General features: G+C 63.4%; 21 protein-coding genes. 12 read left to right on the top strand and 9 right to left on the bottom strand.

Annotated features, from left to right (window positions below):
• Positions 1 to 43: 43 nt before the first annotated feature.
• The 6 genes from NK8_RS30900 to NK8_RS30875 all read left to right on the top strand — a co-directional run bounded on the left by NK8_RS30900 (position 44) and on the right by NK8_RS30875 (position 4556).
• Complete coding sequence (locus NK8_RS30900) at positions 44 to 970, top strand: GNAT family N-acetyltransferase (RefSeq protein WP_213233259.1); 927 nt, start codon at positions 44 to 46, stop codon at positions 968 to 970.
• A 106-nt stretch (positions 971 to 1076) separates the two neighbouring features.
• Positions 1077 to 2216 carry an iron-containing alcohol dehydrogenase gene (locus tag NK8_RS30895; protein WP_213231973.1) on the top strand — a complete coding sequence of 380 codons (1140 nt, stop codon included), beginning with the start codon at positions 1077 to 1079 and terminating at the stop codon, positions 2214 to 2216.
• 116 nt (positions 2217 to 2332) lie between these two features.
• Positions 2333 to 2536: a hypothetical protein gene (locus NK8_RS30890; protein WP_162070596.1), complete on the top strand. Its 204-nt coding sequence runs from the start codon at positions 2333 to 2335 to the stop codon at positions 2534 to 2536.
• 133 nt (positions 2537 to 2669) lie between these two features.
• Positions 2670 to 3581 carry an urea transporter gene (locus NK8_RS30885; RefSeq protein ID WP_213231971.1) on the top strand — a complete coding sequence of 304 codons (912 nt, stop codon included), beginning with the start codon at positions 2670 to 2672 and terminating at the stop codon, positions 3579 to 3581.
• A complete protein-coding gene (locus tag NK8_RS30880) occupies positions 3559 to 4335 on the top strand; it encodes a class II aldolase/adducin family protein (RefSeq protein ID WP_162070598.1) in 777 nt (258 codons plus the stop codon). The genes NK8_RS30885 and NK8_RS30880 overlap by 23 nt, the downstream gene beginning before the upstream one ends.
• A 35-nt stretch (positions 4336 to 4370) precedes the next feature.
• Positions 4371 to 4556, top strand: a complete 186-nt coding sequence (locus NK8_RS30875) for a 4-oxalocrotonate tautomerase (protein ID WP_008347661.1) — start codon at positions 4371 to 4373, stop codon at positions 4554 to 4556.
• 53 nt (positions 4557 to 4609) lie between these two features.
• Here NK8_RS30875 and NK8_RS30870 read toward each other — a convergent pair whose 3' ends face one another.
• From NK8_RS30870 to NK8_RS30835, 8 genes are all read right to left on the bottom strand, one after another.
• A complete protein-coding gene (locus NK8_RS30870) occupies positions 4610 to 6787 on the bottom strand; it encodes a malate synthase G (RefSeq protein WP_213231969.1) in 2178 nt (725 codons plus the stop codon).
• 185 nt (positions 6788 to 6972) lie between these two features.
• The gene (locus tag NK8_RS30865) at positions 6973 to 7341 is read right to left on the bottom strand and encodes a DUF86 domain-containing protein (RefSeq protein WP_213231967.1); all 369 of its coding nucleotides are present in this window, start codon (positions 7339 to 7341) and stop codon (positions 6973 to 6975) included.
• Positions 7338 to 7628: a nucleotidyltransferase family protein gene (locus tag NK8_RS30860; protein ID WP_213231964.1), complete on the bottom strand. Its 291-nt coding sequence runs from the start codon at positions 7626 to 7628 to the stop codon at positions 7338 to 7340. The genes NK8_RS30865 and NK8_RS30860 overlap by 4 nt, the downstream gene beginning before the upstream one ends.
• Positions 7629 to 7954: 326 nt before the next feature.
• Positions 7955 to 8668, bottom strand: a complete 714-nt coding sequence (locus NK8_RS30855; RefSeq protein ID WP_225936435.1) for a UPF0149 family protein — start codon at positions 8666 to 8668, stop codon at positions 7955 to 7957.
• 113 nt (positions 8669 to 8781) lie between these two features.
• Entirely contained in the window at positions 8782 to 11010 is a 2229-nt protein-coding gene (locus tag NK8_RS30850; protein ID WP_213231962.1) for a xanthine dehydrogenase family protein molybdopterin-binding subunit, read from the bottom strand.
• Between the two features lie 20 nt (positions 11011 to 11030).
• On the bottom strand, positions 11031 to 12035 hold the full coding sequence (locus tag NK8_RS30845) for a xanthine dehydrogenase family protein subunit M (RefSeq protein WP_301549895.1): 1005 nt from the start codon (positions 12033 to 12035) through the stop codon (positions 11031 to 11033).
• 10 nt (positions 12036 to 12045) lie between these two features.
• A complete protein-coding gene (locus tag NK8_RS30840; protein WP_162070605.1) occupies positions 12046 to 12609 on the bottom strand; it encodes a (2Fe-2S)-binding protein in 564 nt (187 codons plus the stop codon).
• Positions 12610 to 13174: 565 nt separating this feature from the next.
• Positions 13175 to 14491: an MFS transporter gene (locus NK8_RS30835; protein WP_162070606.1), complete on the bottom strand. Its 1317-nt coding sequence runs from the start codon at positions 14489 to 14491 to the stop codon at positions 13175 to 13177.
• A gap of 194 nt (positions 14492 to 14685) precedes the next feature.
• Here NK8_RS30835 and NK8_RS30830 point away from each other — a divergent pair, with 194 nt between their 5' ends.
• The 4 genes from NK8_RS30830 (at position 14686) to NK8_RS30815 (ending at position 18651) form a co-directional block, all read left to right on the top strand.
• A complete protein-coding gene (locus NK8_RS30830) occupies positions 14686 to 15582 on the top strand; it encodes a LysR substrate-binding domain-containing protein (protein WP_213231959.1) in 897 nt (298 codons plus the stop codon).
• A gap of 95 nt (positions 15583 to 15677) precedes the next feature.
• The gene (locus tag NK8_RS30825) at positions 15678 to 16871 is read left to right on the top strand and encodes a M20 aminoacylase family protein (protein WP_213231957.1); all 1194 of its coding nucleotides are present in this window, start codon (positions 15678 to 15680) and stop codon (positions 16869 to 16871) included.
• A 9-nt stretch (positions 16872 to 16880) separates the two neighbouring features.
• The gene (locus NK8_RS30820) at positions 16881 to 17948 is read left to right on the top strand and encodes a M14 family metallopeptidase (RefSeq protein WP_213231955.1); all 1068 of its coding nucleotides are present in this window, start codon (positions 16881 to 16883) and stop codon (positions 17946 to 17948) included.
• A gap of 199 nt (positions 17949 to 18147) precedes the next feature.
• Positions 18148 to 18651 (top strand): DUF4019 domain-containing protein, encoded by a 504-nt coding sequence (locus NK8_RS30815; protein WP_213231954.1) that lies wholly within the window; start codon positions 18148 to 18150, stop codon positions 18649 to 18651.
• Positions 18652 to 18658: 7 nt separating this feature from the next.
• Here NK8_RS30815 and NK8_RS30810 read toward each other — a convergent pair whose 3' ends face one another.
• Entirely contained in the window at positions 18659 to 18964 is a 306-nt protein-coding gene (locus NK8_RS30810; RefSeq protein ID WP_162070611.1) for a high-potential iron-sulfur protein, read from the bottom strand.
• 518 nt (positions 18965 to 19482) lie between these two features.
• On the opposite strand from NK8_RS30810, the gene NK8_RS30805 reads away from it, so the two are divergent.
• Both NK8_RS30805 and NK8_RS30800 read left to right on the top strand, forming a co-directional pair.
• Positions 19483 to 19725 (top strand): type II toxin-antitoxin system ParD family antitoxin, encoded by a 243-nt coding sequence (locus tag NK8_RS30805; RefSeq protein ID WP_213231953.1) that lies wholly within the window; start codon positions 19483 to 19485, stop codon positions 19723 to 19725.
• Positions 19722 to 20024: a type II toxin-antitoxin system RelE/ParE family toxin gene (locus NK8_RS30800; protein WP_213231952.1), complete on the top strand. Its 303-nt coding sequence runs from the start codon at positions 19722 to 19724 to the stop codon at positions 20022 to 20024. The genes NK8_RS30805 and NK8_RS30800 overlap by 4 nt, the downstream gene beginning before the upstream one ends.
• Positions 20025 to 20079 lie beyond the last annotated feature (55 nt).

The raw sequence follows: 20079 nt of genomic DNA, 5'->3' as shown, positions 1-20079 counted from the left end.
CCAACATCAACGCAAAACCGCAACCTTGCCGGAGACATCCACGATGAACATACGTTTCGACCCAGAAGTAGCAGCGACCGCAACCGATCGCACATTGACGACATGCCGCACCGACGCGTTGCTAGAGGCGCTATGCGACATCTACACCAACGAACCCGAGCGCCGCACGGCAACGATCGCACTCCCTCCCGCGCAAAACGCAGAAGCTTTCATAGCACAAGCGCGAAACGAGAACCTGATCGACAAGGCAGAAACCCGCGACGATCGCGTATTCCTGACGACATCGCGACAAACATTCTGGAAACTCCCACGCCCGTGGCTCAAATCGCCCGCATCGAGCGAGACCTTGCTCAGCTACACGCAAACCGGCGACGTCACGCATCCGATGAGACCAACCAACGCCGAAGGCACCATCTACGAGCGCCACTTCCCGCAACTCGACATGACCTTCAGCCTCCGCACCGCCGACCCCGACGCGGACTCCGAAGTCTTCAGCGAATGGATGAATCTCGACCGAGTCGCCTACTTCTGGGATCAACGCGGCACGCGCGCCGAACACGCCGCGTATCTGAAGGAACGTCGCGAAGACCCGCACATGCACCCGATGATCGGCTACTTCGACGACAAGCCATTCGGCTATTTCGAGTTCTACTGGGCGAAGGAAGACCGCCTCGGCCCGTTCTACGATGCAGGCGATTTCGACCGCGGCCTGCACCTCCTGATCGGCGATGCGCAATTTCAAAGCGCGGGCAAGCTCAAGGCATGGTGGAGCGGCGTGCTCCATTACATGTTCATCGATGATCCGCGCACCGAACGGCTCGTCGGCGAACCACGCGTCGATCATGTGCGGCATATCGCGTACATGCATCGCATGGGGTTTCATACGCTGAAGGAATTCGACTTCCCGCACAAACGCGCCGCGCTCGTCGTGATCGAACGCGATAAGTTCTTCAACGACTTTCGCTTCTGAGGCCGGGGCGACGCGACGCATCGCGTCGGAATGAGGGAAGGCTCTTATACTGTCGGGCACCGCGCCGCCCAGGGCGGCACCGACCATAACCTTCAGTCAGACACCCATGCCCCTCATCAATTACATCACGCAGATTCAATTCGATTTCGGCGCGGTGCGCCTGCTTGCAAGCGAATGCGAACGCATCGGCATTCGCCGTCCGCTGATCGTGACCGATGCCGGCATCCGCGCGGCAGGCCTGCTCGACAAGGTGCTCGACGCGCTCGGTGCTTCATCGCCGGTGCCGGTGTTCGACGGCACGCCGCCCAACCCGAACGAAGCCGCGGTGCGCGAAGCCGTCGCGATGTTCAAGGAGAACGCATGCGATGGCGTGATCGCGGCCGGCGGCGGCTCGTCGATCGATCTCGCGAAGGGCGTGGCGGTCTGCGCGACGCACGATGGTCCGCTGCAAAGCTTCGCCGTCATCGAAGGCGGTCTCGCGCGCATCACCGCGAAGACCGCGCCTGTCATCGCCATTCCGACGACCGCGGGCACGGGCAGCGAAGTCGGGCGCGGCGCGATCCTGATCCTCGACGATGGCCGCAAGGTCGGCGTGATCTCGCCGCATGTCGTGCCGAAAGTCGCGATCTGCGATCCGGAACTGACGCTCGGCCTGCCGCCGATGCTCACCGCCGCGACCGGCATGGACGCCATCGCGCATTGCCTCGAAACGTTCATGGCGCCCGCGTTCAATGCGCCCGCCGATGGCATCGCGCTCGACGGACTGTGGCGCGCGTGGCGTCACATCGAGCGTGCGACGCGTGACGGCGCGGACCGCGTCGCGCGCTGGAACATGATGAGCGCTTCGATGCAGGGCGCGCTCGCGTTCCAGAAAGGCCTCGGCTGCGTGCACAGCCTGAGTCACTCGCTCGGCGGCATCAATCCGAAGCTGCATCACGGCACGCTCAACGCGATCTTCCTGCCAGCGGTCATCGCCTTCAACAGCAGCGCGCCGTCGATGCAGGAAGAGGGCAAGCTCGACCGCATCGCGCAGGCGATGGGCCTGAAAGCCGGCGGCGAAGTCGGCGAAGCGGTGCGCGCGATGACGGCCGCGCTCGGCCTGCCGCGCGGACTCGCGGAACTCGGCGTGACGCGCGAACTGTTTCCGCGCATCATCGCGGGCGCGCTGAAGGATCACAGTCACAAGACGAATCCGCGCGAGGCGTCGAGCGCGGATTATGAGGCGATGCTCGACGCATCGATGTGACAAAGAGGGGCGGAACGCAGGGACAAGAGCAGCGGCCGATTTGCGGCATTGCAACAGAACCCTTACGGGAAAACCCTTAAGTCTGTTACAATGTCGCAAAGATTGAGGAACAGATCATGCGCCGCCGTTACGAAGTGCTCGAAAAAGCCGCCTTTGCCTTGCTCACGCTGTCCGCCGTCATGGACGCGAGCTACATCACCTGGGAAAAGCACCCGAACTTCCGCGAAAACGTCACGGAAATCGTCAAGATGAGTGCTGATCTTTCGATGGCGAACCCGGGTGTCGGCGAAACGCCCCTGGTTCCGATGGCGTTCAACTAAGCTTCGATTCTCCTCCGGCGCGACGCTCGTCTCGCCCTCTGCTTCAAGCCACATACAGGTTATTCGGCGCGCCGTCGCACGACGCGCGCCGGCTGCTTTATGCTGGCGGCTTCCCCTGCCGTCGCCGCCCCGCATGTCCACCGTTCTCCATTCCGACGCCGATTTCGGCGACCAGCTCCGCAGTTTCGCCCGCGCGATCGGGCAGATCGTGCTTCAGCGCAACGCCGCGACCGGCGCGCTGCTGTTTCTCGCCGTCATGTGCGCGAGCCCGCGCCTCGCGTGCGGGCTGCTGATCGGCACGCTGACGGGCAATGTCATCAGCGTGATCATCGAAGACAGCGACGCGCCCGCCTTTCGCGACGATCTCTACGGCTTCAACGGCGCGCTCGCGGCGCTTGCCGCGTTCACCTTCATCGGCGATGTGTCGCAGGCCGCGGCTGTCGCGATCGTCGCGGCGATGCTCGCCACCTTCCTCGCCAACAAGCTCTCGCATGTTCTCTCCCGCCACCGGTTGCCGATCTTTTCCAGTCCGGCCATCATCGTGACCTGGTGCTGGCTGCCGCTTTTTGCCGAGCGCGGCGATACGGGCGCGATTCCGCAAGTCGCCGCCGGCGTCATCCCGATGCTGCAGGCCGCGTTCGCGGGTCTCGCGCCGATCACCTTCGCGACCGGCGCGCTCGCGGGCGGTCTGATCGCGGCGGGATTGTTCGCGTCGCGGCCGTCGCAGGCCGGCTGGGCGCTCGCGGGCAGCGCGCTCGGCGCGATGCTGCACGGGCTCGGCGGCGCGAGCGATGCCGTCGTGCTCTCCGGCGCGTGCGGTTTCAACGCGGCACTTGCGGCGCTCGCGGCCGCGCCGCTCGGCAGGCGCTACGCGCTCGTCGCGATCGTGGCGGCCGTGCTGATCGAGCGCGTCATCGATTGCGTCGGCGTCGCCGCGCTGACCGCGCCGTTCGTGCTGGCGTCGTGGGCGGTGATCGCGCTGCGGCGGAGAATGTCGGGAACATCGAAAGAAGGAGATTCACATGTCGTTCACCCACACGCCTGAGCGCAGGATCGCGGAAAGCGGGCCGCGCTCGGCGGCCGAAACCGCCACGCGCGTGGATCTCGCCGCCGCCTACCGGCTCGTCGCGCTCAACGGCTGGGACGATGTCGTCTACACGCATATTTCCGCGAGCGTGCCGGATGAGCCGGGCCGCTTTCTCATCAATCCGTTCGGGCTTTCGTTCGACGAAGTCACGGCGTCCAATCTCGTCAAGATCGATATCGACGGCAACGTGATCGGCGAGAGCGCGCATCCGGTGAACGCGACGGGCTTCGCGCTGCACGGCGCGGTGCACGCCGCGCGCCAGGATGCCGTTTGCGTGATGCATCTGCATGTGCGCGAGGCGATCGCCGTTTCGACGCAGCCGCCCGGACTGCTGCCCGCCTCGCAGCACGCGATGCGCTTTCACGGCCATCTCGCGTATCACGACTATGAAGGCCTGGCGTTTTCGCCGGCCGAAGGCGAGCGGCTCGTCGCCAGTCTCGGCGCGCATCGCGCGATGCTCCTGCGCAATCACGGGCCGCTCACGCTCGGGCGCACCATCGCCGAGGCTTATGTGCTGATGGATATGCTCGTCAAGGCATGCGATATTCAGCTTCGCGCGCTCGCGGGCGTGGGCAAGATGATCGTGCCGACGCCGGAAGTCGTCGCGCGCACTGCGGCGCAACTGCATGACGACGATGCCATCGAAGGCGCGCTCGAATGGCCTGCGCTATTGCGCAAGCTCGAGCGCATCGATGCGTCGTATCGCGACTGATTCAGACTGTCAGACTAACAGGGAGATCAAACGGAATGCCGACATTCAACATTCAACTGTTCGAAGGCCGCACGGTGGAAGAGAAGCGCAAGTTCGTCGAGGCGATCACGCGCACGACGTGCGAGACGCTCGGCTGCGAGCCGGGCTCGGTGGACATCATTCTGACCGACGTGAAGCGCGAGAACTGGGCGACCGCGGGCAAGCTCTGGTCGGAGCAGTGAGTTGCGCGCACATACGGCGCGATGCCGTATGTGCGCGATTTGCACGGTTGGCGTTACGCGGAAGCCTTCACGGCGAGACGGAACTTGTGCAGCAACGGTTCCGTATAACCGCTCGGCTGTGTGCGTCCTTCGAATACGAGCGCGCACGCGGCCTTGAAGGCGAACGAGCTGTCGAACGCGGGCGCCATCGGGCGATAGGTCGGATCGGCTTCGTTTTGTTTGTCGACGACCGCGGCCATGCGTTCGAGCGTCTCACGCACCTGCTCTTCCGTGACGATGCCGTGACGCATCCAGTTCGCGATGTGCTGGCTCGAAATGCGCAGCGTCGCGCGGTCTTCCATCAGGCCGACATCGTGAATGTCCGGCACCTTCGAACAACCGACGCCCGCATCGACCCAGCGCACGACATAGCCGAGAATGCCCTGCGCGTTGTTCTCGATCTCGTTCTTGATGTCCTCTTCCGACCACGCCGGCTTATCGACGACGGGAATCGTCAGCAGGCCATCGAGCAACTCGTTCTTCTGGCCGTCGTAGTCGATACTTTCGAGTTCCTGCTGAACCTGCTGCACGTCGACCATGTGGTAGTGCAGCGCGTGCAGCGTAGCCGCCGTCGGCGAGGGCACCCATGCGGTGTTCGCACCCGCCTTCGGATGCGCGATCTTCTGCTCCAGCATGGCGTGCATCAGGTCGGGCATCGCCCACATGCCCTTGCCGATCTGCGCGCGCCCGCGCAAGCCCGTGTTCAGCCCGACCAGAACGTTGTTGCGCTCATACGAACTGATCCACTTCGACGACTTCATGTCGCCCTTGCGCATCATCGGGCCGGCTTCCATCGACGAATGCATCTCGTCGCCGGTGCGGTCCAGGAAGCCCGTGTTGATGAACGCGACGCGCGCGCCCGCCGCCGCGATGCAGGCCTTGAGGTTGACGCTCGTGCGGCGTTCCTCGTCCATGATGCCCATCTTGATGGTGTGGCGCGGCAGGCCGAGCAGGTCTTCGACGCGTGAGAACAGTTCGTCCGCGAACGCCACTTCGGCGGGGCCGTGCATCTTCGGCTTTACGATGTAGATGGAACCCGTGCGCGAGTTCATCCTGTTCTTGAGATCGTGCATCGAGCCGAGCGTGGTCATCACCGCGTCGAGGATGCCTTCCGGAATTTCGTTGCCGTCGCGGTCGAGCACGGCGGGGTTCGTCATCAGATGGCCGACGTTGCGGATGAACAGGAGCGAACGTCCGTGCAGCTTGATGGTCGAGCCGTCGGGCGCGGTATATTCGCGATCCGGGTTCATGGCGCGCGTGAAGGTCTTGCCGTTTTTCGTGACCTGTTCCGCGAGATGGCCCTGCATCAGGCCGAGCCAGTTGCGATAGAGCTGCGTCTTGTCGGCGGCATCGACGGCCGCGACCGAATCCTCGCAGTCGATGATCGTGCTCACCGCCGCTTCCATCAGCACGTCCTTCACGTGCGCGGCATCGGTCTTGCCGATGGAATGATTCGCGTCGAACTGGATCTCGAAGTGCAGGTCGTTGTGCTTGAGCAGCACGGCGGACGGCTCTTTCGCGTCGCCCTGATAGCCCGCGAACTGTTCGCCGTTCTCGAGGCCGCTCTTGCTGCCGTTCTTCAGCGTGACCGTGAGCTGGCCTTGCTCGATGCCGTACTTCGTCGCGTCGGCGTGCGAGCCGTGCGCGAGCGGCGCATGGTCGTCGAGGAAAGCACGCGCGTACGCGATCACCTTCGCGCCGCGCTTGGGATTGAACTGCGCGGTGCGCTCGGCGCCGTCCTTTTCGTCGATGGCGTCGGTGCCGTAGAGTGCGTCGTAGAGGCTGCCCCAGCGCGCGTTGGCGGCGTTGAGCGCATAGCGCAGATTCGAGAGCGGCACGACGAGTTGCGGGCCGGCCTGCTCGGCGATTTCGCGATCGACATTGGCGGTGCTCGCCTGCACGTGCGCGGGCGCGGGCACGATATAGCCGATCTCCTCGAGAAACTTGCGATAGCCGCGCAGATCGCGCACCGGGCCGGGATTGCTGCGATGCCAGTTGTCGAGTTCGGTCTGGAGGCGGTCGCGCTCGGCGAGCAACGCGCGGTTTTTCGGGGCGAGATCATGCACGATGGCATCGAATCCCTTCCAGAAGGACGCACTGTCGACGCCCGTGCCGGGGATGGCTTCTTCGTCGACGAACTTCGCGAGACTCGCGTCGACCTGCAGGCCGTGTTGTTTGATCATGTCGTTCATGGGCACTCCGGCTGAATTTGCTGCTGCACAGGGTTTTGGGGTGGGCTGGGCCCTATGGTAGCGCGTCTTGGGGGAGGATCGAAGCGTGGGCGGGGTGCAAGGGGCGTGCCTGCACGAGCCTTCGGACGGTCGGTATCCGGAGCGGAAGTAGCGCCTTGCGGCACCGGGAATACTTCTGCGGGCTGCTAGCTGACGCGCTTCAATTCGTCGGCAAGCAACTGGAACTGTTTGCCAAGCGCGGGGATGTCTTCACGGATCGTTACCCAGACAATCCCGAAATCGATCTTGTGGTAGCCATGCGATAGCGCGTTTCGCATTTCATACGCCGACTGGAACGGCACCTCGGGATGTTGGACGACGAAGGCAGGAAAGTGTCGGGAGATATTTCTGCATGCCTCGCCAATCACTTCAATGTTACGGATGACCGCGTCTTGCGCGAATTCATCGTTGTTGAATGTCGCTTCGTCCAGTCCAGCGGTGTAGCGCGCAATACGCCCTATCGCCGTGAGGACGTGGTCTACGTACTCAGGCAAAGTCAATGCGTCTCGGCTCATACCGGAATGGCGCCTGCGATGATTTCATCGCGAGTTCGATCAGGCAGCGCGCGGGGAGTCAGCACATCCACTTTCACGCCGAGCAGTTCCCGCAACTCATGACGAATCGCGCCGATATCGAGCAATGATGTTCTCGGGGTAGGGTCGATGAGGAGATCGAGATCGCTCTCCTCCGTATCTTCACCGCGTGCGACCGAACCGAAGATGCGAGCATTCTTCGCGCGATGCGCTTCGATGATGCGACGAATCTCGTCGCGATGGGCTTCCAGTGCGATCGACGGTTTCATGATTCTTTGAATGATTGATCCGCTTGCCGAGTCGACGGTTATCCGGTGACCGTCAACTCAAAAGAAAATTATACGTGCAGTCTAGTATAGCGGCTCCGCCCAGGCCTCCAAGACGCGCGTCCACGCCGTCCCCAAGCAGCGAAATTCCAACTGCTTACAATCCGCCGACTCTCATCGCTATGGAACAGGCGTCATCGAAGCAGCCGGTTCGATTAAAACAATTCGGAATACCTGCCAAGAATGGCGCTAGAGCTCCAATTGCCGCACAAGCCATCCAGCGACGATTCGCTCGCGACTGACACGAAGTCGATCCACTGACCCGTCGCTCAATGCAGCGTCGACGCGTTCGCCCCGCAGCAGTGTTTGTACTTACGTTCGCTGCCGCAGGGGCACGGCTCATTCCGGCCGATCTTATCTACCTTCAGTCGCGCGGATTGTGGCGCGTCTTCAGTCGCTCGCGCTCTGCGATGCGGTTCGAAAAAGCGGTAGATGTGGGGTAGGCCCGCGATCATCATCTGTATCACGTTTTCCCGGTCTTCGAGCCCTGCGGGGTTGGTGCGTGACTCGGGGTCCGGGTCATGCTCATGGCAAAGCATCAGTATAGGAACCAACGCACCGGCATAGTCGTCGTCGTCGAACAGCTCGTGCCAGCTTCCGTGCCGCATCTCTACACCGCTCATGAAGCCAAAGGCCCATTCATTGGCAAGGGCCGCGCCGCTTGCGTCCAGTGACAGCACCGGGAAATAAACTGCTTCTTCGTCGTGCAGGGTTTGCCGGAGGTCGTCCGCGATCGTGTTCCAGTGACGGATCAGCAGACCGAGGACCTGTTCGCCTTCCTTGGTGGTCGTGAAGGGGGCGTTATTTCCCAGTACCGCAGGCAGCCATTCGCTCGGCATGATCAATTGAGGGCTGCAAATCAGCGCAGCGAAAAAGCCGTCGAGCATTTCGAGGGTCATCGCCTCATCGCCAATCGAGTCGAGAAAGTCGTCCAGCCGATCGAGTTCGCGCTCGGTCAGCGGTTCTGTAGGCAGGGCTTTCAAGTAGTTCTCTCTGTCGGGGAAAATGCGCTCCACTGCATTATACGAATCCATAGCATCGAGCCCGGCTTGCGCGCCTGTGACGAAGACACGAAAGACCGGGCGCGACCCTGCGACTACGCCTTCAGCAAATCCTCGATCATCACCGGCAGTTTGCGCACCCGCACCCCCGTCGCGTGATACACCGCGCCGGTGATCGCCGCCGCGATTCCCGCCAGCCCGATCTCCGCGATCCCGCGCGCGCCGAGTTCGTTGAAGACCGTATCGGGGTAGTCGAGGAACGTGACGTCCATCTTCGGCGTATCGGCATTGGTCGCGACGACATAGTCCGCCAGACTGCTATTGACGGGCGCGCCGCTGCGTTCGTCGTAGACCGTATGCTCGAACAGCGCCATGCCGACGCCCATCACCACCGCGCCTTCGATCTGATTGCGGCCAGCCCGCGGATTGAGGATCTTGCCCGCATCGATCACGGTCACGACGCGGCTCACGCGCAGGCGCGCGGTCGCGGGTTCCCACGTCACTTCTGCGAAGTGCGCGCCGAACGAATGGATCGACCACTTCTTCTTCAGCGGGTCGTCGAAGCCGCCTTTCGCGCTGCCGCTGCCCGATGCCGCATGCAGCTTCGCGGCCTCGAGAATGCGCGCGAACGGCACGCCGCTTTCGGGCCGCTCGTTCTTGCGATGCACATGGCCGCCGCTCAGCGCGAGTTCCTCTGCCTTCGCGCCCGCGAAAGGCAGTCCCTCCGTCTTGGCGGCGCGCGCGAGCAGCGTCTTGATGGCCTCGCGCACCGCATCCGATACCGCCGGAATCACCGATGCCGTCGCCGCCGATCCACCCGACACCGGCCCGAGCGGCAACGATGTATCGCCCAGGCCGACTTCGATCCTGTCGAGCGGAATACCCGTATGCTCCGCGACGATCTGGGCGAGGATCGTGTACGTGCCCGTGCCGATATCCTGCGTGCCGCACGCGACACGCGCGGTGCCGTCCGCGCGCAGATCGACGGTGGCGTCCGCCGAGAAGCGCAAGCCTGGCCAGCTGCACGCGCCGACGCCCCAGCCGAGCACGAGGCCATCGCGCTTCATCGAGCCGATTTCGGGCGTGCGCTTCGACCAGCCGAATTTCTCCGCGCCGGTCTTCAGGCACTCGACGAAATGCCGCGAGGAAAAGGGCAAGCCGCTGCTTTCATCGACTTTCGGCTCGTTGCGCAGGCGCAGTTCGACCGGGTCCATCTTCAACGCGATGGCCAGCTCGTCCATCGCCGATTCGAGCGCGAACAGGCCGGGCACCGCGCCGGGTCCGCGCATCGACGTGGGTGAGCCGACATTGCGCTTCACCGTGCCGCCCGTCACGCGAAGATTGGGCGTGCTGTACATCGACGGCGTGGCTTCGCCGCAGTCTTCCGTGTAATCGTCGTCGATGGCCTCGTGGTTCACGAAGTCATGCTGCAACGACACGAGCTTGCCGTCCTGCGTCGCGGCGAGCCGCACGCGCTGCTGCGTGGTCGGCCTGTGCCCGACGTTCTGGAACATCATCTTGCGCGAGAGAACGAGCTTCACGGGCCGCTCGAGTTGCCGCGTCGCAGCCGCGGCGAGCAGCGAATGCGGCCACATCCAGAGCTTGCCGCCGAAGCCCGAACCGAGATAGCGCGAGATCACGCGCACTTTCTCCTTGGGCAGGCCCATCATCTGCATCAGCGTGCCCTGATGATTGGCGACAGCCTGACTCGTTTCGTAGAACGTATAGCTTTCGCCGTTCCAGTGCGCGATGGTCGCGTGCAGCTCGATCGGGTTATGCGTTTCGACCGGCGTCACGTAGTTCTCGTCGATCTTCACGGGCGCGTCGTCGAAGGCGCGGTCGGGGTCGCCGCGTTCGCTGTGCACGTCGAGCTTTTTGCCGGCGTCGAGCGTCGCGCTCACGTCGTGCGGCGTCCTGTCGTAACCGACCTTGACCGCGGCCGCCGCGGCGCTCGCCGCTTCGAACGTATCCGCCACGACGAGCGCAACATACTGCCCGTAGTAGCGAATGACGTCGTCGTCGAAGGGCGGGCGGTTCTCGTCGACGAAACCGGTGTCGATCGAATTGCCGGAGATGCGATAGAAGCGGCCGATATTGCCGCGATGAAGAATCAGCTTCACGCCGCGCATCGCTTCTGCCGCGGCGAATTCGAGCGACGTGATCCTGCCGCTCGCAATGGTGGCGCCGACCGGCACGGCGTACAGCATGCCGGGCAGGTCGACGTCGGTGGTATAAGTCGCGCGGCCGCAGACCTTCAGCGGTCCGTCGATGCGCGACTGGGGCCGTCCAATGAAGGACTGCGTGATGTCGGGCGCGGTGGACATGTTCGGTTCCTCGGTCGGGTTCAGGATGCGGATGTGGCCATCTTCAGCGCATGCACGATGCAGCGCGTGGACAGCTCGACCTTGAAGCCGTTCTCGCTTTGCGGCTTCGCATCGGCGAGCGCGGCATCGGCGGCGCGCTTGAACGTGGCGTCATCGGGCGCGGCGTTCAGCAGTTCCTGTTCCGCCTCGCGCGATCGCCACGGCTTCGTGCCGACGCCGCCCAGACCCACGCGCGCGTGCGCGATGCGCCCATCCTTCACGCCGATCACGACGCCCGCCGACGCCAGCGCGAACTCATACGACGCGCGATCGCGCAGCTTCAGATAGAACGAGCGCGCGCCTTCGACCATCGGCGGCAGGGTCACGTGCGTAATGAGATCGCCCGCATCGAGCACGTTCTCGCGATCGGGCGTCGTGCCCGGCAGCAGGAAGAATTCGTCGATCGGAACCGCGCGCTTGCCGCCCGTGCCTTCGATGTGAACCGTCGCTTCGAGCGCCTGCAGCGCGACGCACATGTCCGACGGGTTGCTCGCGATGCACGATTCGCTCGTGCCGAGAATCGCCATCATGCGATTGAAGCCCTGAATCGCCGAGCAGCCGCTGCCCGGCTCGCGCTTGTTGCACGGCGATGTCGTATCGCGGAAATACACGCAACGGGTGCGTTGCAGGATATTGCCGCCGGTCGTCGCCATGTTGCGCAACTGCACGGACGCGCCCGCGAGCACCGCCTGCGACAACACCGCATAACGATCGCGGATCAGCGGATGATGCGCGAGGTCCGAGTTGCGCGAAGTCGCGCCGATGCGCACGCCGCCGTCGTTCGTGGCCTCGATCTTGTCGAGCGGCAGACGGCTGATGTCGACCACGCGCATCGGCCGCTCGACGTTGAGCTTCATCAGATCGAGCAGTGTCGTGCCACCCGCGAGAAAGCGCACTTCCGCGCCTTGCTGCGCGGTGTGCGCGAGCGCGCCGGCAGTGATCGCGTCGCGCATGTCGCGCGCGCGGGAGAGCTGAAACATGTCCATGTCGCGCTCCTTATTTTGCCGTTGGCTTGGTCGCGCGCACCGACTGGATCGCCGCGACGATGTTCTGATAGGCGCCGCAACGGCACAGGTTGCCGCTCATCGCTTCGCGCACGTCGTCGTCGCTCGGTCCGATGGGTTCATCGAGCAGCGCCACCGCCGACATCAACTGGCCGGCCGTGCAGTAGCCGCACTGATAGCCGTCGCATTCGACGAACGCGGCCTGCAGCGGATGCATCGCTTCGACTTCGCCGATGCTTTCTATCGTCGCGATGGTGTCGCCGTCGCAGGCCGCCGCGAAACAGAGACACGAGTTCACGCGGCGGCCGTTCACATGAACGGTGCATGCGCCGCATTGGCCGTGATCGCAGCCTTTCTTCGTGCCGGTGAGATGAAGATGCTCGCGCAATGCATCTAATAGCGTCGTGCGCGGATCGAGCGAAAGCGTCTCGCTGCGGCCATTGACGGTCATCGTGAAGGTGACGGTCGCGTCAGCCTGCGCGAGCGTCGGTGCAAGCGTCTTGTTGGGGGTATCGGCGTGCGTGGTTTTCGATTGGGGGATGTGACGTTGTGGCATCGAGCAATCTCCTTGAATAGTGCAGCACGCTGCTGCACTGATGCGGCAAAGCGGCAGAACGTGAGAGAGGCGAAGATGCGGCGAAGTGTCGGGCGCCGATGGCGCGGGGAAGAGCGGCGGGAAAGGGTCTGCGCGGGCGCGCGCAGGACCTTCGAACGCCGGCAATGCGGCGAAAGACGACACTCAGCCAGTATAGGCATCCGCCGCGAAACTTTCTCGATCGAAAGCTGGCGCGGGCGGCGGCGATGCAGCGGGCGCACGAAGCATGCCCGCCGGGGCGTCGGGGTGCTTCAGTGCGTGAGCACGGCGCGCGCGAACAAGGAAAGCAGGAACACGCCGACCGTCGTGAAGGCGACGAGGGCCACGAGGATCAGGATCAGGCGCAGGATCATCTGCATCGTGTCGTTCCAAAAAAATGGCCGCTTGCGCGGCCGGAAGGAGGGGTGGATCGGTCAGCCTTCAGACTAGGCGCGCTTTCTTAAATCAGACTTAAGCGCGCCGACTGTCCATGCGTTCCGTGCGGGCCGGCCCATTCTCCTTCCTTTCCGGATCCGATGCAGCACTCTTACCGCAGCGCTTCGCTATAACGGTCGCGCAGCGGGAGGAGCGTCAGAAGCGCGACCGCGCTGCCGAAGATCACGTAATAGCAGATCGAGAGCGGATCGCCCGTGGTCATCGTGAGCCATTGCACGATGGCCGGCGCAAAGCCGCCGAAGATCATCACCGCGACGTTGTAGCTCACCGAGATGCCCGTCGAGCGCACGCTCGAAGGCAGCAGTTCGGAGATGAACGCGGGGTAGCAGCCCTGAAAGATGCCGAGATATGTCATCAGCAGCGCCTGACAGACGATCAGCATCGGCAGACTGGGATGCGCGGTGAGCACCGCGAAGATCGGATACGCCGTGACCAGCGACAGCGCGAGCGCGGTCCCCATCAGCTTCTTGCGGCCGATGCGGTCCGACAGGCGGCCGAAGATCGGGCAGCACACCAGATACACGAGCGCGCCGATCGTCGAGCTGATGAGGCCGTCGGTGAGCGCCATGTGCAGCACGCGCGTTGCGTGCGTCGGCAGATACAGCAGGAAGATGTACGTGCCGATGGTGCCGAACACCGTCAGGCCGAAGCCCGCGAGCACGGGCATCCAGTGCTTCGTGGCGGTGTCGCGGATCGGGCGCGTGGTCAGTTCGTTCTTCTGCGCCTTGTCGACGAACACGGGCGATTCGTCGAGCTTCGAGCGCAGATACAGGCCGACCGGCACGATCAGCAGACCGATCACGAACGGAATGCGCCAGCCCCAGCTATTCAGATGCTCGGGGCTCAGCGTGCGCGTGAGCACCGCGCCGAAGAACGAACCCGCGAGACTCGCCGCGGCCTGCGCGACCATCTGGAAGCTGCCGAAGTAGCCGCGCTTGTTGGCGGGCGCGTATTCGACGAGAAACGCCGTCGCGCAGCCTACTTCGCCGCCCGCCGAGAAGCCCTGGATCAGACGCCCGAGCAGCATCAGCAACGGCGCGGCGACGCCGATCGCGGCATAGGTCGGCGCGAACGCGATGATCGCGATGCCGACCGCCATCAACGAGATGGTCAGCGTGAGCGCCGACTTGCGCCCGACGCGATCCGCGACCGCGCCGAGCACAATGCCGCCGAGCGGGCGCGTCAGAAAGCCGACACCGAAGGTGGCCCAGGTCGCGAGCAGTGAGATAGTGGGATTCGTTGCGGGGAAGTACAGCTTGGCGATGATGACGGCGAAGAAGCCGTAGACCATGAAGTCGAACCATTCGAGCGCGTTGCCGATGGTCGATACGACGATGGCTCGTCGGCCAGACATGTTGATCGCGGCATTCTGTTCGGCCGCGTGGGCTGCGGGTAGTACGGTGCTCATCGAATGCACTCCGTGGCGTGGGGCGATTGATCAGGTGCGACGACATCCGCTATTTTTTGTCGGCTCGCCGGGCTGAGCGCGCGAGCCGCTGCAACACGCAAACATTACGCCGAGTTGAAATAAGAAAATATAGAATTTCTGAACTGACACTCAAGCAAACCTGATCAAACGATCGGGGTTGTCCCCTAGGCTCGATGAGCAACATTCGCTTTTTGCGCACTTTCATCGCCGTCGCGCGATACGGCTCGTTTGCGGCGGCCGCCGAGAAAGTCGCGCTCACGCAGGCGGCGGTGAGCATGCAGATGCAGTCGCTCGAAGACGATCTGAAACGGCCGCTCTTCGATCGCGTCGGCCGCACCAACCGGCTGACGAGCATCGGCAAGCAGGTCTTGCCGCAGGCGGAGCGCATCGTCGCGCTGTACGACAGCATGCGTCTCACCGGACTCGACGACGAGATCGCCGGCTCGGTCTCTATCGGCGCGGTCGATTCGGCGATGGGCGCGCTCGCGTCCGTCGTCACCGAATTGAAAGGTCAGTATCCACGGCTCGATGTGCGGCTTTTCACCGGCAAGGCGCTCGCGCTCGCGCCGCAAGTGGAGGCGGGCGAGATCGATGCCGCCGTGATCGTGGAGATGGCCGGCAAGACGCCCGCGAGCCTCAACTGGACGCCGCTTTATTCGGAGCCGCTCGTCGCGATCGGATCGCCGGCCAGCGCGCCCGCGAGCCCCGCCGAGATGCTCGCGAGCCGGCCGTTTCTGCGTTTCGATCGCGCGCAGCGCACCGGTGCGCTGATCGATCGCGCGCTCAAGCACAACCGTCTCGCGGTGAACGAGTTTCTCGAACTGAATTCGCTGGAAGTGATCGTCGAACTGGTGCGCCAGGATGCGGGCGTGTCCGTCGTGCCGCTGCTCGAATATGGCTCGTGGGCGAGCGATCCCGCATTGCGCGTGCTGCCGCTCGCGAAGAACACGCCGCGCCGCGTCGTCGGCATGCTGGAGCGCAAGATCCACGACCGTCACGCGGTGATGAGCGTCGTGCAGGAGCGCATTCGCTTGCGTTCGCGTGGGGCGCTGCCGAAGCAGGAAAGCTAAAGCTTTCCTTAAGTCACGGACAAGAAATATCAGCTTTCGCTGTTATTTCCCGCCATCGACAATGCTTCGGTCACTCAATCACACACGAGGAAAGCATGTCGATCATTCCCGAGATCGCCCAGTCGCGCGACGAGATTCAGGCCATTCGCCGCGATATCCACGCGCATCCTGAACTCTGTTACGAAGAAGCGCGCACGGCGGAGCTGGTCGCGCAAAAGCTCGAGAACTGGGATATCGAAGTGACGCGCGGTCTCGGCAAGACGGGCGTCGTCGGTGTCTTGAAGAAGGGCACGGGCAAGCGCGCGATCGGCCTGCGCGCCGATATGGACGCGCTGCCCATCCCCGAATCGAACACCTTCGCGCATGCGTCGCGTCACGAGAACAAGATGCACGCGTGCGGCCACGACGGCCACACCGCGATGCTCCTCGGCGCCGCGCAATATCTCGCGAAGCACCGCGATTTCGACGGCACGGTGGTGTTCATCTTTCAGCCTGCCGAGGAAGGCGGCGGCGGCGCGAAGGCGATGATCGACGACGGTCTTTTCGAGCGCTTTCCCGTCGATGCAGTGTTCGCGCTGCACAACTGGCCGGGCATGGCGGCGGGCGAATTCGGCGCGCGCGCCGGGGCGACGCAGGCATCGAGCAACGAGTTCGAGATTCGCATCGAAGGCGTGGGCTCGCATGCCGCGATTCCGCACGACGGCGTCGATCCCGTGTTCACCGCGCTGCAGATCGGCACGGGTTTGCAGAGCATCGTGACGCGCAACAAGCGGCCCATCGACGCGGCCGTGCTCTCGATCACGCGGATGCAGGCGGGCCACGCGGTCAACGCGATCCCGACCACCGCGACGCTCGCGGGCACCGTGCGTACGTTTTCCGTCGACGTGCTCGATCTGATCGAGACGCGCATGAAGGAAATCGTTGCGGCGACGGCGGCGGCGTATCGGTGCAAGGCCGAGGTGAGCTTCATACGCAACTATCCGCCGACGGTGAACACGGAAGCGGAAACGCATTTCGCGCTGGGCGTGATGCGCGACGTGGCTGGCGCTGCGCGTGTCAACACCAACATCGATCCGACGATGGGCGCGGAGGACTTCTCGTTCATGCTGCTGGAGCGGCCCGGTTGTTATGGGTACATCGGCAATGGAGTCGGCGCGCATCGCGAGCAGGGTCATGGGCTCGGACCGTGCACGCTGCACAACAGCAGCTACGACTTCAACGATGACGTGCTCACGCTCGGCTCGACGTATTGGGTACGGCTCGTCGAAAAATTTCTCGCGCGCGCTTGAGGAGGCGACATGTTTTCATCGACCTACCGCGAGGCGCGTCAGCGTTTTCTCGATACCGCCGCCGAACATGAACTCGCGGTCGATACGCGCGTGCTCGAAGGCATCGCGGGTCTGGAAGGCGAGACGCTCGCAACCGATGTCGTGCGTATCGGTCCCGCCGATGCGAAGCGCCTGCTCGTACTGACGTCCGCGACGCATGGCGTCGAGGGCTTTTGCGGCTCGGGCGCGCAGATCGCCTTGATGCGCGACGATGCGTTGCACGCGCTCATGGAGAAACTCGGCGTCGCGATGCTGCTCGTCCACGCGATCAATCCGTATGGCTTTTCGTATCTGAGCCGCACGACCGAAGGCAATGTCGATCTGAATCGGAACAGCGTGGATTTCAGCGGGCCATTGCCGCAGAACGCGGGCTATGCGGAACTGCACGATCTGCTGATTCCCGCGCACTGGCCGCCTGACGAGGCGAACGTCGCGGCGATTCGTGCGTATATCGACACGCGCGGCCAATGGGCGTATCAGCAAGCGGTGACGACGGGGCAATACTCGCATCCGCAAGGCATGTTCTACGGCGGCGCGCAGACCGCGTGGAGCACGCGCACGATGCGCGCTCTGCTCGCGGAGTATGGCGAAACTTGCGTGGCGATCGGCTGGATCGACTTCCATACGGGGCTCGGCCCGAGCGGCTTCGGCGCGAAGATCTGCGTCGGCGATGTGACGCGTGCGCGTCGCTGGTGGGGCGCGGACGTGACGAGCCCGTCGGACGGGACGTCGATCGCGGCGGATGTCGCCGGACCCTTGCTCGATACGTTGCGGCAGACGTGCGCGCATGCCGCGATTGCATCGATCGCGATCGAATACGGCACCGTGCCGCTCACCGACATGCTCGACAAGTTGCGAGCGGACGTGTGGGTGCGTCATCACGCGGACGCGCCGGATGAATTGAAGGCGGACATTCGCAGGCAGATTCGCGCCGCGTTCTATATCGATGACGATGTCTGGCGCGGGATGATCGTCGGTCAGGCGCGGGCCGCGGTGTTGCAGGGGTTGTACGGGCTTTCGCGCGAAGGAGGTGCTTGAAGCGAAGTAAAGCGGATGACTCTGCGAATTGCACTAACGCTGATTTTTGGGATATTGGGGTCGCGCTCGCGACGCACATCATTAGAATTCGAGCCGACACCTGAACGCGCATTCACGTTCGCGAAACTAAGTATTTCTTATCATCCATCCCGATCACGGCGATACAATCCGCACAACAGAAAAGAGCATCGTCCGCAACATGAAAGCAAACATCAAATTCTCGCTGGCCGCGCTCGTGCTGCTATCGACCGGCATCGCGTGTCAGGCACAGCAGGCTCAGCCGGCGCCACAGCCGGTTCAGCGCGCCGGCCAGTCGCTCACGAAGGAGCAGCAAGCCGCGCTCGACAAGCAGGACCAGGATGTCGCGCAGGTCGCGCTGGCCATCGTCAGGTTGATCGATCAGAACAAGGCAGGCGAGGTATGGGATCAGAGCTCGCCTATCGCGAAACAGATCATTTCGCGCGATGACTTCATGAAGAAGGTTGCGCACGATCGCGCGTCGCTCGGCGCGCCGGGCATGCGTATGCCGATGGGCGTCAAGCACTATCGCTATGACGGCTCCGGCAACATGCCTGCGGGCGCGTACCTCAACATTCTCTTCGATACCCAGTTCAGTCAGGCCAGTCAGTCGTCGCGCGAGATGGTGACGTTCATCCTCGACTCGGACAAGGTCTGGCGCTTCGTCGGGTACTCGGTGCGCTGAACCGGCGTCACATGTTCGTCCAGGACGCGCACCATCCCTTGCCGGCCACGAGCTTGCCGCTGAAGAGCGTGCAGCCGCCCCAGGCGTCGCCCGATTTGCCCTGATACAGCGAGCAGTTCGCGCACGTCTGCTCCGCCGCGAAGTTCGGGTATTTCGCCTTGTCGATCTTCGCGGCGTCCTCCTTGTAGCCGACGGCGACGGCGGCCGGATCGGATTCGCTCAGGTGCGGCAGATCGGCGCGGGCTCGCGTGAGCCACAGCGCCGAACCCATGCCGATGCCGAGAATCATGAAGCTGCGGCGTGACGTGTTCATGGTCGTGGACCGTTTTTCTGTCTGTGGGGATGTCGTTGCGCGCTCTGCGGCGCTAATCGAACGATACGCTCTCACGCGCCGCCGTGCCCGGATCGCGGCGCTTCCGGCGCATACGTTTGCGAATCGAACGCGCGATCGGTTTTACTGGCGCGCGCTTTTCGCATCCTCCTTCAACGTACCGGTAACGTCGTTCATTCCAGCCGGCGCTAAACCTTTGCGCGCGCGTGCCGTAAATCAGGCCAGAACGCATTTGCAATCGCGTGAATCACCCGCGCGGCGCACCGGCCGCGGCTCAATTCGAAGGAGAACGATCATGACTGAAGTTGAATGGATGATGGCTGGCATGTACATGGCGGCGCTCGTGTGCGGCACGCTCTTCATGAGCGTGCTGGCGCGCCGCAGCCTGAACAGGGTGGAGGAGCGCGGCCACTGAGACATTCGCTGGCGTGATCCCCCACGCTTGACCATCTGATACCAAGTTTTGGTATTATCGATAACTCAAGCGATGGGGGAATGTTATGGCCAAAAATACGTCCGTTTCGCTCGGCGATCATTTCGCGGATTTCGTCGAAAATCGCGTTCGCGCTGGCCGCTACAGCACTGCAAGCGATGTGGTCCGTGCCGGATTGCGCCTGCTCGAAGAACAGGAAGCGAGGCTCGACACACTCCGTTCCGCCCTGGAAGCGGGAGAGCGTTCGGGGTCGTCGAAGCCGCTCGATTTCGATGCGTTCATCGCCCGTAAGCGCAAGTCCACTCGATGAAGTCATGCCTGTTTACGCCGGCGGCGATCCAGGATCTCGACGGCATTTGGGATTACACGTTCGACAAGTGGGGTCCGGCTCAGGCCGAGCGGTATGCGCGAATGATTCAGGACACGATCAGTGGCCTCGGCAAGGGCGCCCAACGGAGTCTGTCGGCGGAACACATTCGCACCGGCTACCGTAAAGCCCTGGTCGGAATGCACGTGATCTTCTTCAGGGAATCCGAGGATACGATCCAGATCGTGCGGATACTCCGTCAACAGATGGATTTGCCGGCCCATCTAGGCGACGCCGGATAGTCTTTCCGTCGCAAAATGAAACGCGCGCCGTGAGCCGATCCATGAACCGGCCCTC

The organism is Caballeronia sp. NK8, from assembly GCF_018408855.1.
GTDB lineage: Bacteria > Pseudomonadota > Gammaproteobacteria > Burkholderiales > Burkholderiaceae > Caballeronia.
Note: the sequence above shows the minus strand (reverse complement) of the source record. Positions and strands in the feature narration are given on the sequence as shown.

Coding starts and splice junctions, on each gene's coding strand:
- NK8_RS30900 (WP_213233259.1), top strand. CDS start 44: ATGAACATACGTTTCGACCCAGAAGTAGCAGCGACCGCAACCGATCGC.
- NK8_RS30895 (WP_213231973.1), top strand. CDS start 1,077: ATGCCCCTCATCAATTACATCACGCAGATTCAATTCGATTTCGGCGCG.
- NK8_RS30890 (WP_162070596.1), top strand. CDS start 2,333: ATGCGCCGCCGTTACGAAGTGCTCGAAAAAGCCGCCTTTGCCTTGCTC.
- NK8_RS30885 (WP_213231971.1), top strand. CDS start 2,670: ATGTCCACCGTTCTCCATTCCGACGCCGATTTCGGCGACCAGCTCCGC.
- NK8_RS30880 (WP_162070598.1), top strand. CDS start 3,559: ATGTCGTTCACCCACACGCCTGAGCGCAGGATCGCGGAAAGCGGGCCG.
- NK8_RS30875 (WP_008347661.1), top strand. CDS start 4,371: ATGCCGACATTCAACATTCAACTGTTCGAAGGCCGCACGGTGGAAGAG.
- NK8_RS30870 (WP_213231969.1), bottom strand. CDS start 6,787: ATGAACGACATGATCAAACAACACGGCCTGCAGGTCGACGCGAGTCTC.
- NK8_RS30865 (WP_213231967.1), bottom strand. CDS start 7,341: ATGAGCCGAGACGCATTGACTTTGCCTGAGTACGTAGACCACGTCCTC.
- NK8_RS30860 (WP_213231964.1), bottom strand. CDS start 7,628: ATGAAACCGTCGATCGCACTGGAAGCCCATCGCGACGAGATTCGTCGC.
- NK8_RS30850 (WP_213231962.1), bottom strand. CDS start 11,010: ATGTCCACCGCGCCCGACATCACGCAGTCCTTCATTGGACGGCCCCAG.
- NK8_RS30845 (WP_301549895.1), bottom strand. CDS start 12,035: ATGGACATGTTTCAGCTCTCCCGCGCGCGCGACATGCGCGACGCGATC.
- NK8_RS30840 (WP_162070605.1), bottom strand. CDS start 12,609: ATGCCACAACGTCACATCCCCCAATCGAAAACCACGCACGCCGATACC.
- NK8_RS30835 (WP_162070606.1), bottom strand. CDS start 14,491: ATGAGCACCGTACTACCCGCAGCCCACGCGGCCGAACAGAATGCCGCG.
- NK8_RS30830 (WP_213231959.1), top strand. CDS start 14,686: ATGAGCAACATTCGCTTTTTGCGCACTTTCATCGCCGTCGCGCGATAC.
- NK8_RS30825 (WP_213231957.1), top strand. CDS start 15,678: ATGTCGATCATTCCCGAGATCGCCCAGTCGCGCGACGAGATTCAGGCC.
- NK8_RS30820 (WP_213231955.1), top strand. CDS start 16,881: ATGTTTTCATCGACCTACCGCGAGGCGCGTCAGCGTTTTCTCGATACC.
- NK8_RS30815 (WP_213231954.1), top strand. CDS start 18,148: ATGAAAGCAAACATCAAATTCTCGCTGGCCGCGCTCGTGCTGCTATCG.
- NK8_RS30810 (WP_162070611.1), bottom strand. CDS start 18,964: ATGAACACGTCACGCCGCAGCTTCATGATTCTCGGCATCGGCATGGGT.
- NK8_RS30805 (WP_213231953.1), top strand. CDS start 19,483: ATGGCCAAAAATACGTCCGTTTCGCTCGGCGATCATTTCGCGGATTTC.
- NK8_RS30800 (WP_213231952.1), top strand. CDS start 19,722: ATGAAGTCATGCCTGTTTACGCCGGCGGCGATCCAGGATCTCGACGGC.